Genomic DNA, 13,696 nt, shown 5'->3' with positions numbered 1-13,696 from the left:
ACGGTCGCACGCATGCGCCCGGGGCATGTTCACCAGACACATATCACTCTGGGTTGTTTCGAAGGCCAGAACAGTGGTGATACTGACTACCGCGAGCGGGCAGGGTTGACGGCTCGTCGGACGCCTGGGGGACCGCATGGCAGACGGGCCGAAGACACCCGGGGCCTCGAAGGGCAGGGTCAACACCTTCGCCGAGTTGCGGCTCGGCATCGAAGGCGCCCGAGACGACGAGTCGACCGCGGCGGAGAACCGAAGGCTGCACCGGTGGCTCACCACCGACCGCGAGCTGAACGACCGCGAGGGATTCAGGGTCACACGGCACAAGAACCCCGAGGCCGGCAAGGGGGGCATGGGCACGCCCATCGAGGAGATCCTCGTCGGCTGGGACACCACACACCGGCCCGACGTGGCCCTCGCGCTCCTGGGATCCCTCCAGGGATACCTGATCAACCTGAGGAACCTCTCCCGCACCATCGTCGTCCGCAGCCATCTCACCCGCGACGTCCTCACGGAGCTCACGTCCGACAACGCCCTCCCGCAACGCGAGCTCAAGCAGCGAGCCGAGCGGCTGGCGCGAGAGTGGCACGACCACGGCGCCGGGTGAGGCTCCCATGGCATTCACCTCCCCGCCCCCCTTCTTTCCCGTCCCCGAAGAGACCCAGGTTCTCCTCATCGGCGTCTCCCGTTACGCCCACCACCCCGAGCTCCGGTCCGTCGTGGCCAACGTCACGCAGCTGGAGAAGGCCCTCACCGACGGCAACCAGGGCAGACTCCCCACCACCGTCGTCCGCCCACTGCTCGACCCCGAGCACGACGAGGTCTTCCCCGCCGTTCAGCGAGCCGCCCGCGAGGCGAAGGACCTGCTGCTGTGCTACTTCGCGGGCCACGGCCACCTCGATCCCAACGCGCCCGACGAGCTCTATCTGCTGCCGCGCAACGCCCACGGCACGGATCCGACGTCTCACGCGATCAAGTACACGCTGTTGCGCGACGAACTCGCCACGAGCGACGCCCGGCACGTCGTGCTCATCCTCGACTGCTGTTACTCGGGCAGCGCCCGCCCGCCCAAGGGCGGTGGCACCTTCACACTCATCACCTCCTCCAGGGAGCAGCGGCCCCAGGACTCGGGAGACGGCACCAATCCCACACCGTTCACCGCCGCGTTGCTGACGGTGCTCCGCGAGGGCGTCTCCCCGAACGTGATGGTGACCGTGAACCGGCTCGCCGCGCCGCTGAAGCGGCTGGCCGCCAAGGACGCGGAGCAGGCCGAGCGCGCGGACTCGGGGTACGCGCCCGTCGGCGACTGGGACCCCAACGTCGTCACCGTCAACGGGCCGGGCGACACCGTCGTCTCGCACGTCCTCAAACGCCCTGGCCGCTCGTTCGGAGAGGGCGTGCGCCAGTTCGCGGAGCGCCAACGGCGTCGCGTCACGCGCCTGCATCCGCTGCGCACCCTGCTGGACGGCACGGCGCCCCTGACGCGTCGCTGTTCCGCTCTCGCCCTCCTCCTCACCCCGCTCGCCACGGCCTGCTGGCTGCTCTCCACATGGTGGGGTACCCCGCCCCCCACCCAGTGCGGCATTCCCCTTCAACTGCGCGTCGTCACCACGCCCGAGTACGAGGAGCCGCTGGCTCAGATCATGGCCGAGTTCGAGCAGGCGTTGTGGCCCACGGCGGACGACGACGAGAGGGACCTGGGGATCAGACCATCTGGTTGTCCCCAGGTGGACGCGTACGTCTTCTCCTCCTCCGGCAGCGCCGTGACCGGCGCCCTGGCCAACTCCGCGAGCTGGGCTGACCCGAAGGAGTGCCCGACGGGGGCGGTTCCCGGCCCCGGGACAGGAGCGGACCCGGGAACGGAAACGGGAGCGGAATCGGAGTCGGGTACCGAGGCGGAGGCCACAGCTCCGGTCGACTGCCTCCGGCCGCTGTACGACATCGGTCCCCTGCCGGACGTGTGGTTCGCGCCGACGCCCGCCTCGGCAGGGTTGCTCACGGACGAGATGGCCACCTCCCAGGCCGAGGCGTGGCTGGGGAAACCGCAGGTCGTGGCCCGGTCCCCCGCTGTCCTGGCGGTGCCCGGGGACCTGGGCGCGGTGGCTGAGGAGACCGGGACCTCGCTCCAGGAGTTGCTCGACGCCACCGAACAGGAGGGCCTGACGGTCCGCCGCGCCGATCCCGCGTCCTCCGCTGCCTCCCTCGCGTTCGGCGTGGCGGCGGAGCGGACCGGTGCCCCGCTGGTCGACACGAGCGTGCCGTTGCCCCTCGACGACGACACCCTCCTGTGCGGCCTCGCCGATGCCAGCCCGACCGGCGGGAGCGTGGGCGCGGAGGGCCAAGGCGGCGAGGACGAGTGGCCCGCGCTCCTCCTCGCCGAGCGCTCCGTCGTCTCGCTCGTCGACCGCCAGCACGCGGCCGCGTGCCTCACCGCCGACGTCGACGTCGACGACGCCGACTACACCGCCTACTACCCCGACGACGTCGCACCCCTCGACCTCAGCCTCGTGCCGGTGTTCTGGGACGGCGGGGACCAGGACGAGACGGAACGCCGCGCGGCCATCGCGGAGCTGGCGGACTGGCTCCGCGAGGAGGAAGGCAGGTTTCACCTGGAACGCCACGGCTTCCGCGCCCCTGACGGGAGCGTCAGCAGCGAGGCGGAAGTGGGCGGCGAGGTACCGCTGCGCAACGGCGCCTTCTCGGTCGAGGGCGTGCGGACCGGTGACCCCCTGACGGCCCGGGACGCCGACGCGTACCTGACGCGCCCGGCAGCCGAGCGCAGGCCACTCGACGTCGTGTTCGTCATCGACCTCTCCTCCAGCTCCTACGCGGGGAACCGCGTGCGACTGACCGACTCCGCTCTCGGCGAGGCCGTCACCGCCCTCAGCGACGAGTCGCCAGGGGAGGAGCACGGGCAGCCCGACAGGTACGCCGTCCTCACCGCGCCCGGTGACGCGGGCGGCGGCATCGGCGACCCGCTCGGAGCCCTTCACGCGCACGGGGTGGAGGCGGTCGAGGAGACGATCAACGGGTTCTCCGCCCTCCCCACGAACGCCCCCGTCGAGGAGGCCGTGGAGGAAGGGCTGCGGCTGCTCGGCGACAGCGAGGCGAACGGGTACGCCCCGGTGCTGGTGCTGATCACCGACGACGAGGACAGCGAGGCGCAGCCCCGTCGGAGCATCGCGCCCCAGGTTCCGATCGTGCTGGTGACCTTCGGTGCGTCGGGGTGCGACAGCACGTTCAACGAGGAGCTCATCAAGCAGGAGGACCTGTGCGTCGACTCCTCGCTGAACCAGGTCGCGGCGCTGCGGGGCACGTTCACCGACCAGTGGGGGTCGTAGGGCCGTGACAACGACAACGACAACGACAACGGGACCGGGCACCGGATCGGGAACGAGCGACCGTCCACGCCGCCTCCCCGGCGCGACGTACCGTCGTCGTGGCACGACGCGCCGGTCCCTCGCGCTGGCACTGGCCCTCGCGGCGACGCTCTCCGCGACGGCCGGAGCCTGTCGCTCGGAGGACGAGGAGTCGTCCCTCCCCGACAGGCTCACGGACAACCGCCCGTTGGTCGTCGCCGGAAACGCCGCCTCCACCAGCGCCAAGGGCAGGGATGTGTTGCGGGAGATGATCGATCGATGGAACGAGCAGGACGGCGTACGGCCGGCCGAACTCGTGCGGCTGCCACAGGATGTGGACGCACAGCGCAGCCACCTCATCGCGACGCTCCAGTCGGGCCAAGCCGACTACGACGTGCTGATGCTCGACCCCCCGTGGATACCGGAGTTCGCGGAGGCGGGCCTGATCCGGCCCCTCGACGCGGCGCTGCTCGACCCCGTGTTCACGGCCGGGGCCGAGGAGTCGGCCGAGTGGGACGGCGAGGTCTACGCGGTGCCGTTCATCACCGACGTCGGCCTGCTCTTCTACCGCACTGACGTGCTGGCGGACCAGGGCGTGAGCGAGGACGACCTACGGAACGCGGAAAGCATGGCCGGGCTGCTCGGCAGGTTCAACGAAGCCGAGGACCTGCCCTCGTACGTCACGCAACTGGCGCCCTACGAGGGCCTGACGGTCAACACCCTGGAGGCCTTCTGGAGCACCGGCATCGACCTCGTGGACGAGGAGGGTGACTGGGCGGGCAGCTCCGAGGCGTTGCGCGAAGGGCTCGCCACGCTGGAGAACATCGCGGACGAGGGGAAGACCAGCGAACTCGCCGACGAGGCCAACGAGCCCGCCGCGCTCCAGGAGTTCATGGAGCCCGGCACGGCGATGATGCGCGGCTGGCCGGACTCCTACCACCAGCTGCCCGCCGGCCAGGGATACGGCGTCACCGCCCTCCCCGGCTCGACGGCCCTGGGCGGGCGCAGCCTGGCGATCGCGGCCGAAGGCGAGCACGCCGAGGACGGCGAGGGGGACCAGGACGTCCGGGACGCCGAGGAGCTGATCAGGTTCCTCACCCACGACCGCGCCAACCAGAAGGCGCTGCTGGAGGCCGGCTCCCCCGCCGCGTTGCGCGCCGCCTACGAACTACCGGCGCCCGAGGGGCGGCTGTGCCGCGAACCTCCCTCGGTGCTGCGCCCCGCCGGGGCGGACGAGGAAACCCGGGACGCGGCCCAGGCGCGGGAGGTGAAGGATGCCGAGAGGACCTTCAACAACCTGCTGTGGTGCGCCCTGCGCGAGGCCCGCTCCCGGCCGGAGACCGAGAACTACGCGGCGTTCTCCCAGACCCTCCAGGGTGAGGTGCACGACATGATCACCCAGGAGTCGGTGAGTCCCGACCAGGTGGCCGGTTGCCTGGAGGTGCTGCTGCCGCTCACGCTGCGCGGAGAGCCGCTGGAGGAGGACAACTCGGTCGACGCCTGTGCCTACTGACACCGTCCCCCGTCTCCGACACCGGTGGCGGCCCCTGCCCGGGCCCCGGCCCCGAACTCGACGGCGACCCGCGGCGGGCCGGCCACCCGGCGAAAACCGGTTGCTCCCCAACCCACCCGTCAGGTCACAATGAGTGACCAACGACCATTCGTCCGGGGGGACATCGGGGGAGCCACGACCATGGCCAGAAACACGACCACGAAGACCGCGAAGACCGCGACCAGCACGAGCTACACCGAGCTGCCCGGCGCCCGGATCCCGATCCGGATGTGGGCGGACCCGGCCGGCGTCGAGGACGTCGCCATGCGGCAGCTGCGGAACGTCACCACGCTGCCCTGGGTACGCGGCCTGGCCGTCATGCCCGACGTGCACTACGGCAAGGGAGCCACCGTCGGCTCGGTCATCGCCATGGAGGGCGCGGTCTGCCCGGCCGCCGTCGGCGTCGACATCGGCCGCGGCATGTCGGCCGTCCGCACCTCGCTCACCGCCGACGACCTGCCGGACGACCTCTCCCGGCTGCGCTCGCGCATCGAGGAGGCCATCCCCGTCGGGCGGGCGATGCACGACGAGCCGGTCGACGCCCGCCGTCTCCACGGCCTGCCCACCGCCGGGTTCGACGACGTCTGGTCCCGTTTCGACGGCGTCGCCGACGCCGTCTCCTTCCGCCGCGAGCGCGCCCGGAAGCAGCTGGGCACCCTCGGCGGCGGGAACCACTTCGTCGAGGTGTGCACCGACACCGAGGGCGTGGTCTGGCTGATGCTGCACTCGGGCTCGCGGAACATCGGCAAGGAGCTGGCCGAGCACCACATCGGCGTCGCCCAGGGCCTGCCGCACAACCAGAACCTGGTCGACCGCGACCTCGCCGTGTTCGTCGCCGACACGCCGCAGATGGCGGCGTACCGGCACGACCTGTTCTGGGCCCAGGAGTACGCGGCGATCAACCGCAGCATCATGATGGCGCTGCTGAAGGACGTCGTCCGCCGGGAGTTCAGGAAGGCCGCGCCGCGCTTCGACGAGGTGATCTCGTGTCACCACAACTACGTCGCGGAGGAGCGGTACGACGGGATGGACCTGCTCGTCACCCGCAAGGGCGCCATCCGCGCGGGCAGCGGCGAGTACGGCATCATCCCCGGGTCGATGGGCACCGGCTCGTACATCGTCAGGGGCCTGGGGAACGTCGCGTCCTTCCAGTCCGCCTCCCACGGCGCCGGCCGCCGCATGAGCCGGGCGGCGGCCAAGCGCCGCTTCACCACCCGCGACCTCGTCGAGCAGACGCGCGGCGTGGAGTGCCGCAAGGACGCCGGCGTCGTCGACGAGATCCCCGGCGCCTACAAGCCGATCGAGCAGGTCATCGACCGCCAGCGCGACCTGGTGGAGGTCGTGGCGAAGCTCCGCCAGGTCGTCTGCGTCAAGGGCTGACCGTCCGGCCGCCCGGCCAGGGCGGTCAGCCCGGTGTCATCACCGCGCGCTGGTCTCCCAGCTGTCAGCGGCCTCGTCCTCATGCGGGGGCGTCCCGCGGCCGATGCGCAGGAGACGATCACGCAGGAGCTTGGAGAGCTCGCGTCTCTCCTCTTCTGAGAGAGCGCCGAGCAGTCCGGCTATCTCGTCCTGCCAGGTCGTCTCCTCGCGTATCAGCGCCTGGTTGCTGACTGTCCACTCCAGTACCTCACGGACCTGCTCGGGCTGGCTCAGGAGCCACAACGCCACGAGGGAGACTGGTCCGTTGCGGATCGCGTACAGGCAGAAGTCGTACTCCTGCCGACGGCTGGGCGTCCACGCCGAGGGGAAGCCACGTCCCCCGGAAGGTGCTAGCAGCAGTTCGCCATCCGGTTCCCGGGTCCGCACATCGGCGACGCGATAGGTGAGGCCACAGTCGCTGAGGTGTTTCGGTCGCGACATGTGACGTAGCACCTCCGCGGCATCCATCGGTCGCGCGGCGGCGGCGAGCTCGCTCTCCAGTTCCTGGAGCCGATGAGCAAGGCTCTGGCTGACGACGGCCCAGCCGTGTTCGACCTGCGCTCGCACGACCAGTGCCGGGTCGTGAACCCACCAGTGAACGTGCACGCTGACGGACTCGGGCGGACCGTAGGTGGGGGTTAAGCGCACCGGTCGCGCTGCGCGCGACTCCGCGAGGCGGACGCGGTAGGCGGCCGTGTACCCGCCCAACAGCACAGGGTCGGCGTGTCCCTCGGCCTCGCGGGCGCGTCCCGCACCAGCCGGTTGTGCAGACGAGTACCGACGGGGCCACATCACCTGGTGCAGTCCAGTGCGGTCCAGCAGCACCAAGGCTTCGTCGGAGCGACGCGACCAGCGCTGACGCAGGATCTCGCGCCAGGCCGCTTGGGGTGCCTCACGGAAGAGCGGGGTACGGTTCTCCGGTTCGACGGGGGTGGTCATGTCGTCCTCACCTCAGTCCTCATGCTGTGCCTCCCCTTGTGCCGTTCCGCCAGAAGTTGAGCGCTCTACGAGCGATGGAGCGCCCGGCGAGACCGGTGTCCTCGTCCTCGTTGATCCGTACGAAAAGGCGAAATTCGCCATGGCGCGTATGACCCGCAAGTGCGGAGAGCAGGAGCTCGACGGCCGCCCGCGTCCGCTCGTCGCCATTTCCGCCGATGCGGCACCACACCAGCACCGTGCGGGCGATCGTCTCGAACAGCTCATCGTCGTTGAGCGTCTGGCGCGTCAACGTGAGAATTCTCTCGGGGACGTCGGCCGTGCCGGTCGCGTCGTGAGCCTCGCTCGTCCGGAGCAGCTGCGCGACCACCCACGGCGTCTGATACCGCAGAAAGTCCCCGAACGCCGGAAGAGCGAGTCCTGCGCGGCGCTTGTCGTCCGCCCATGTCGCCAGCGTCTCGAGTACACGAGTCTGGTTGCCCGCCGCGGACAGGGCCATCAGAGCGTCCTTGACGGCCCATCTGACGCTGGCCTCGCCCTCAGCCTCACGATCGAGAGGGCTCGTCAGGCGGCCCAGTAGCCGCAGGGCCTGGTCGGGGCGCGAGATCCCGTAGTCCGTGCCACAGGCGTACGCCACCGTGCCTCGCAGCTTCCAGTCGCTGGCTGTGCTCCACTGGCTGAGGCGATGTCTGACCTCCCACACCAGGACGGGGTCCTCCGCCGCCATCCCCAGGGCATAGGCCGCGATCGCCCGTGTCGTCGCCCTGGGGCTGTCGGCGAGAGCGCGGATGTGGCGCAGCGCCTGCCGCCCTCCACCCCAGCTGGCCGCCATGCCCATGAACCGTCCCACCGCCTGTGCGAGCTCAGGATCGGACTTGACATCCTTCAGCCACCGGGTCATGAGTGCCGCGGTCTGCCCATACTCACGCCAGAGGTGGCGAAGTACGGCCTCTCGGCGCCCGTGCCGAACGAAGCGCACCGGCTCGACGGTGTAGCTGTAATCCGACGAACGATGGATCTCCTGTGGCAGAACGCGCGCACTGACATCTCGTAGGAGGTCCTCCAGGGACTGACGGAAGGCGAAGCGAGGATTCGGACGGGGGGTGGAGGATCCGCTCGTCCCGCTGCCGTCGCTCTCGTGCAGCACGGAGTCAAGTTGTCCCTCCGCTCGCTCCAGAAGGAGCTCTGCCTGTTCGCGGACGATGCGCTGATCGAGCCCTTGGAAGACCGCGGTGGCGAGGAGGAAGGCGAGGCTGTCCGGCTTGTCCCGCAGGCCGGCGAGCAAGTGCGGGACCTCCTCCCGCGCCAGAAAGCTCAGTCGTTCGCGGAGCGCGGCGGCATCGGTGTTTCCCGCGCTGATCTCGGACACCAGCTCGGCCACCTGTGCGGGCGTCAGGTCCGGAGCGAGCAACTCGTCCAACAGGCCGGTGTCGAGTGCGCCCAGAAGCCTCGTTCGCTCGGCCGCGTCCGGGACGGCGTGTCGCAGACGAGCGTCGAACACCGTTCGCGGAGGCGGCGGAATGCACATCTGAGGCGAGAGGTCGTGCTCCTGCCTGAAGTCACGCAGGACCCCCGGGCTGGCAGCGAGCACGATCACCATGCGGGCGTCCACCGCTCGTAGGCGCTGGCGCAGCCGATCGACGGCCCAACGCCGGAGTGGCTGGTGCAAGGAGGCACCCGCCACGAGGTAGCCGCGTGTTCCGTCTCGCGCGGGACGCCACTGTGCGAGTTCGTCACCGCTCTCAACGGCGCGCAACGCGCTGCTTCCGCTGTGTCGTAGCAGCAGGTGGAGTGCCGCGGTTCGGCGTCCACTGCCGGGCTCACCGGCCAGGAACAGCAGACGCGAGTCAAGCCGTGTGAGGGCCTTGTCGAACCAATCCGGCTCGGCGAACCCGGCACGCGCGGCGTCGAGTTCCTCCGCGGAGATCGGCCCTTCCCGGGACTCCGCAGGACGCCGCCCCGGTCCGCCACTCGCACCGCCCTGGTTGTGCAAGTGTTGACTGCCGCTCATGTTGCCGGTGTTGATGACGCTCGACTCCGCGTAGATGATGAACGCCCGTTCGTCGGCCGGCCCGTCCTCCAAGGCGTCCGCCTCCGAAGCGCCGTCCGCTCCAAGCGCGTTCTCCGGCTCGGGCGGTTTCTCGGCGGCGCTCACGTCAGGTACTCCTCGTCACCATCGACGCGGTCGCCATATCCGTCGTACTGGTTGTTGGTCAGGGTCTGCCCTCCCGACACGGTGCCGGTGTTCACGATGCCGCGGTCGGCTCGCACCGTCTGCGGCGTGGGCGGCGCGGCACGCCTGCCTCGTCGCCGTGTCGCGGCCGTTCGCCCAGTCGCCGAAGCATCGGCGTCGTGTTCCGACACACCCGTGCGGTGGTCAGCGATCACCCGTTCCCCGAGAATTCGGGAGTCGTACAAGCTGCCGGACGGTGCAGGGACGTAGAGCCAGGCACGCTGGTCGAAGTTCTTGCCTTCGACCGTGGCCGGCACCTCGATGAAGTGGTCCGTGTGCCGCCCGGTGTACCCGCTTGCCACGGCATCCTGGAAGCATCGATCAGACAGGATGGCGGCGACCTGGGTGACGTTCTCCCTGGAGGAGGCCAACATGGCCTTGACCGGTCGGGAGTCGAGCAGCCGGTGGGTGTCGTTGCGTGCCGTACCGTTGCCGTCGAATTCGCCTCCCGAATCGGGAAGCGGGCCGATGTGCAGGCTGACACGGAGGCGGATGCGCACCGTCCCGGCGGAGTGCACGTTGAACTCGGTCAGCGACTCCTGGAGGGCCATCAGCCAGGGGTGGATGACGAAGGGCATCTGGGCCGGATCAAATCCGAAGACATATCCGTCACCCGTCGAGGCAGGGAACCTCCTGTCCTCCCAAACTTCGGCGAGCCCGGCCCGGCCGAAGGAGATCTCCAGGATCTGCGGGATGGCCTCACTGATCGCGCCGTGCTCGATGGCCGGATAGCCGGTGAAGTCCTTGGCATCGACGGCGACGATGCCACGGTAGGGGGGCAGGCGACGGCTGCGGAGGTGGGGGCGTGCCGTCGCTTCGGGAAGCGCTCCCGAGAGCTCTGGTGTGGGGTTGTTCATGCGGATGCTCCCTCTGTCTGCTGCTACGCAGCGCTGGGTGGCGCGTGACGCGGGCCCCATCACCGTCCTGGCCCACTCGCGCCGGTTTACGTTGAGTGAGCTTCGCGGGATCGTGCGGCGTGGTGCGCACTCGCTGTGCACAACGGAGGTGAGGCCACTCACAGCGGAAGGGTGGAGGACTCAGCCGGAGGCGTCGAGAGTCTCCCCGGCCCGTCGCAGGGCGTCGAGATCCCTGATGACGATGCTGCGACGGCTGATCCCGACGCCGTGGGTCTCCAACTCGGCGAGCTTCGCGGTGACCGTGTTACGGGAGATGCGCAGGTACTGGGCCAGGTCGTCACGGCTCAGTCGGAGCGTGAGCGGGTCGTCGGCCTGGCCGGACATCTCCGCGATCCTCACCAGGGTCGACACGAGTCGTGGGAGGGGGTCGCCGCCCGTGCGGGCGCGGTCGGACTCACCAAGGCGCCCTAGGGCATACCGTGTCAGTGCGGGAAAGAGCTGGTGACTTGTCGCGAACCTCATGAACGTCGCTCGGTCCACTACCGCGACGCGACAGGCGGAGACGGTTCTGACGCTGGCCAGTCGTCCCCCGCCGCCAAGAACGGCCCCTTCACCGACGAGTTCGCCGGGTCCTCGGAACGCCAGGAGGATCAGATCGCCGTTCCGTTCGGTCCTCACCACCTTGACGATGCCGCTGACGACGGCGAGGAGATGCGTCCCGGGATCCCCCTGGCGTAACAGCAGGTCGTCAGCTGGATGGTGGCGTTCGAAGGCGGTCCGCAGCAGCGCACGCCACACGGCGTCCCCCACGATGTCATGCAGTGTCTGACCCCAGGGCTGCGTGTCCCTCCCCATAGGTTTGACTCTAGGGAAGTCATCCCATCCGCACAGTGGGACAAAGCGACCCGGTGGCGCCCACCCGGTACGCGTGAATGCGCATGCCCGCAGACAGCTCTCATGCGCCAAGTGGACGTGTTGCGTGTGCCGTATCCGCGCGGCCCGGTGGCCGGGCCTTCCCGCCCCCCGGCGGGAAGGACCGGCTGTCGTGGTCGGGGGTCAGTAGAGGCGGTTGACGGCGATGGTCGTGGTGCGCTTGAAGTCGGCGACGGGGGCGTCGGTGAAGTCGCCCATCTGGCCCCAGCGGACGATGGTGACGGTGCGGCCGTCGCGTCCCACCGAGAAGAGGTGGATGTCGGAGGCACCCCACTCGGTCACGGTGTGGACGCCCTGGACGCGTGCGCCCTCCTCGACGTCCACCGTGCCGTAGCCCCGCCACTGCGCGGAGACGTCCGGGTACTCCTGCTCGGTCCGGGTCGCGCACTGCCGTATCGCGTCGTTGAGCCGGGACGCCAGCTGCTTGGCGGCGGACGGGGTCGGCGTGACGACGGTGACCTGGACGGCGTTGGCGTCCACCTCGGTCCAGTACTCGCGGTGGCGGGTGTTCTCGCCGTCCGGGATCTCCTCCCCGAAGCAGAACGGCGCGTGCTCGGGCGCGCCGGCCGTGACCCGGCCGGCCGACCAGGCTGAGGACGGGTGCGGCGGCAGCTGGCGTGCCAGGAGGAAGCTCGGCGTGAGGTCCCTGGTGGCGGTCGTGGCCCTCGTCGTCTCCTCGCCGGAGGCGTCCTGCGGCGTGGCGGCCGAGACGTTGCCGGACAGGAAGGCGGCCGTGGCGACGACGGTCACGGTGAGGCCGCTGATCGCTGCGGCGCGGGCCCGGCCGAATCGGCGGGTGCGGGTGGTCATGGTGGGTCCCCCCTCGGATGATGTGGTCGATGGATCGGTACGGTCGGTCGCGTGTCCCGGTCCGTGTGCAGGGAGCGTGCGCGACGTCGGCGCGCGCCGGCAATGCCTGCGCGGGAACTCGGGACGGTGGAACGGTTCCACCCACGGTGACCTGCGGTTTCGCCAGGCCCTGGAACGTGGTGGTGGAACGGCCGAGGACGGGAACGGACGGGGGCGGTCGTGGTGAGGCCACGAGAGGTCGAGGACTTCGCGGCGCTGGTGCGAGAGCTGAAGGAGCGCAGCGAGCGGAGCTACGGGGCGCTGGCGCGGCGGTTGAACGTCAGCGCGTCGACGCTGCACCGCTACGGCTCCGGCGACGCGGTGCCGGCGGACTTCGCGCTGCTCGAACGGTTCGCCCGGCTGTGCGGCGCCACGCCGGCCGAGCGGGCGGAACTCCACAGGCTGTGGATGAACGCGGCGGAGACACGGCGGAGTCGCGAACGCGGGGCGGGGGACGCGCCCGAACGGGCGGAGGAAACGGAGCAGGCCCGGACGGCGGGCAAGGCCGGGAAGGCGGCAGCGGCGGACGGTTCCGGGGGCTCCGGGGGCTCCGGGGGCTCCGGGGGCTCCGAGGAGGAGAGGCGGACGCGCCGGGGGGCCTCGGACCGCGAGCGAAGCGGGGCCAGCGGCGACGGAGGGAACGGAGGCGACGGAGGGGACGGAAGGGCCGGGGGAAGAGCAGCAGGCGCCGGGGCCAGGCCCGGTGACGGGCCCGGCGCGCCGGACGGCGGGCTGGGCGGCCGACGTGACCGCGCCGCCCGGCGAGCACGGCGACCCAGGTGGCGGGTGGTGGCGCCGGTGGCCGGTGCCGTCGCCGTCGTCGTGGCCGTGCTGGTGGCGCTGCTGGCGCCCGACGGCGGGACCGACGACACGGAGCCGGGCGACGCGACACCGGCCGGGGGGACCCCGACGCCGGAGCCGCTGGCGTGGACCGTCAACTCCCACGCGTGGCGGTTCGGCTGCGACCACGCCTACCTCGTCGACCGCCCGGAGACCGAGGTCCCCCCGCCGCCGCCCCAACAGGACGCCAGGGCCTGGGCCGATCCACTCGACGCGCGGCACGCGGGCGACACCGTCGTGCGCGTCACCGTCCAGGGCAGCGGCGACGCGACCGTCGTGCTGGAGGCCCTTCACGTGCGCGTCGTCGAGCGTGACGCCGTGCCCACCCGGGGCAACGTCTACCTCATGAACGACGGCTGCGGCGGCGCTCTGACACCGCGCAGCTTCGAGGTCGACCTCGACGCGGACCGCCCCCTGGTCCGTTCCCTCCCCGGCAACGACACCGGCACCGAACTCCCCGCCCTGACGTTCCCCTACCGCGTCTCCGCCGACGACCCCGAGGTCCTGCTCGTCCGGGCCGAGACCGTGGCGTGCGACTGCCTCTGGTACCTGGAACTGGAGTGGTCGAGCCAGGGCCGCTCCGACACGGTCCGCATCGACGACAACGGCCGGCCGTTCCGCACGGTCGGCGTCGAGGAGCTTCCGCACTACCGCTACGACACGATCCTCGGCGGCTGGGCCCCCCTTGAGGAGGAGTGACGCCGGCACCGTGACACCCACC

The 13,696-nt window shown here is 70.6% G+C and carries 10 protein-coding genes; 5 read left to right on the top strand and 5 right to left on the bottom strand.

The window, feature by feature from the left end:
* Positions 1–136 precede the first annotated feature (136 nt).
* The 4 genes from ACTWP5_RS25615 (at position 137) to ACTWP5_RS25600 (ending at position 6,288) form a co-directional block, all read left to right on the top strand.
* Complete coding sequence (locus ACTWP5_RS25615; RefSeq protein WP_443223480.1) at positions 137–604, top strand: effector-associated constant component EACC1; 468 nt, start codon at positions 137–139, stop codon at positions 602–604.
* Between the two features lie 7 nt (positions 605–611).
* Positions 612–3,338: a caspase, EACC1-associated type gene (locus ACTWP5_RS25610; RefSeq protein WP_443223479.1), complete on the top strand. Its 2,727-nt coding sequence runs from the start codon at positions 612–614 to the stop codon at positions 3,336–3,338.
* A gap of 4 nt (positions 3,339–3,342) precedes the next feature.
* Positions 3,343–4,869: an extracellular solute-binding protein gene (locus ACTWP5_RS25605; protein ID WP_443223478.1), complete on the top strand. Its 1,527-nt coding sequence runs from the start codon at positions 3,343–3,345 to the stop codon at positions 4,867–4,869.
* 180 nt (positions 4,870–5,049) lie between these two features.
* A complete protein-coding gene (locus ACTWP5_RS25600) occupies positions 5,050–6,288 on the top strand; it encodes an RtcB family protein (protein WP_443223477.1) in 1,239 nt (412 codons plus the stop codon).
* A 39-nt stretch (positions 6,289–6,327) separates the two neighbouring features.
* Here the strand turns inward: ACTWP5_RS25600 and ACTWP5_RS25595 are convergent, their stop codons facing one another.
* The 5 genes from ACTWP5_RS25595 to ACTWP5_RS25575 all read right to left on the bottom strand — a co-directional run bounded on the left by ACTWP5_RS25595 (position 6,328) and on the right by ACTWP5_RS25575 (position 12,096).
* Positions 6,328–7,266 carry a hypothetical protein gene (locus tag ACTWP5_RS25595; RefSeq protein ID WP_443223476.1) on the bottom strand — a complete coding sequence of 313 codons (939 nt, stop codon included), beginning with the start codon at positions 7,264–7,266 and terminating at the stop codon, positions 6,328–6,330.
* 19 nt (positions 7,267–7,285) lie between these two features.
* Positions 7,286–9,418 (bottom strand): hypothetical protein, encoded by a 2,133-nt coding sequence (locus ACTWP5_RS25590; protein WP_443223475.1) that lies wholly within the window; start codon positions 9,416–9,418, stop codon positions 7,286–7,288.
* A complete protein-coding gene (locus tag ACTWP5_RS25585; RefSeq protein ID WP_443223474.1) occupies positions 9,415–10,353 on the bottom strand; it encodes a hypothetical protein in 939 nt (312 codons plus the stop codon). Before ACTWP5_RS25585 ends, ACTWP5_RS25590 begins: the two co-directional genes overlap by 4 nt.
* Positions 10,354–10,533: 180 nt before the next feature.
* A complete protein-coding gene (locus ACTWP5_RS25580; protein ID WP_443223473.1) occupies positions 10,534–11,208 on the bottom strand; it encodes a Crp/Fnr family transcriptional regulator in 675 nt (224 codons plus the stop codon).
* A gap of 201 nt (positions 11,209–11,409) precedes the next feature.
* Complete coding sequence (locus tag ACTWP5_RS25575) at positions 11,410–12,096, bottom strand: hypothetical protein (protein ID WP_443223472.1); 687 nt, start codon at positions 12,094–12,096, stop codon at positions 11,410–11,412.
* A 219-nt stretch (positions 12,097–12,315) separates the two neighbouring features.
* On the opposite strand from ACTWP5_RS25575, the gene ACTWP5_RS25570 reads away from it, so the two are divergent.
* The gene (locus tag ACTWP5_RS25570; protein WP_443223471.1) at positions 12,316–13,674 is read left to right on the top strand and encodes a helix-turn-helix domain-containing protein; all 1,359 of its coding nucleotides are present in this window, start codon (positions 12,316–12,318) and stop codon (positions 13,672–13,674) included.
* Positions 13,675–13,696 lie beyond the last annotated feature (22 nt).

This window comes from Streptomyces sp. 4N509B, assembly GCF_052245655.1.
In the GTDB taxonomy this organism is placed as follows: domain Bacteria; phylum Actinomycetota; class Actinomycetes; order Streptomycetales; family Streptomycetaceae; genus Streptomyces.
The sequence above is the reverse complement of the archived record's forward strand: the minus strand, read 5'-3'. Positions and strand labels throughout refer to the sequence as shown.

Excerpts from the sequence above, each read along its gene's own strand:
- ACTWP5_RS25585 (WP_443223474.1), bottom strand. The coding sequence starts at position 10,353 with ATGAACAACCCCACACCAGAGCTCTCGGGAGCGCTTCCCGAAGCGACG.
- ACTWP5_RS25610 (WP_443223479.1), top strand. The coding sequence starts at position 612 with ATGGCATTCACCTCCCCGCCCCCCTTCTTTCCCGTCCCCGAAGAGACC.
- ACTWP5_RS25615 (WP_443223480.1), top strand. The coding sequence starts at position 137 with ATGGCAGACGGGCCGAAGACACCCGGGGCCTCGAAGGGCAGGGTCAAC.
- ACTWP5_RS25575 (WP_443223472.1), bottom strand. The coding sequence starts at position 12,096 with ATGACCACCCGCACCCGCCGATTCGGCCGGGCCCGCGCCGCAGCGATC.
- ACTWP5_RS25580 (WP_443223473.1), bottom strand. The coding sequence starts at position 11,208 with ATGGGGAGGGACACGCAGCCCTGGGGTCAGACACTGCATGACATCGTG.
- ACTWP5_RS25595 (WP_443223476.1), bottom strand. The coding sequence starts at position 7,266 with ATGACCACCCCCGTCGAACCGGAGAACCGTACCCCGCTCTTCCGTGAG.
- ACTWP5_RS25600 (WP_443223477.1), top strand. The coding sequence starts at position 5,050 with ATGGCCAGAAACACGACCACGAAGACCGCGAAGACCGCGACCAGCACG.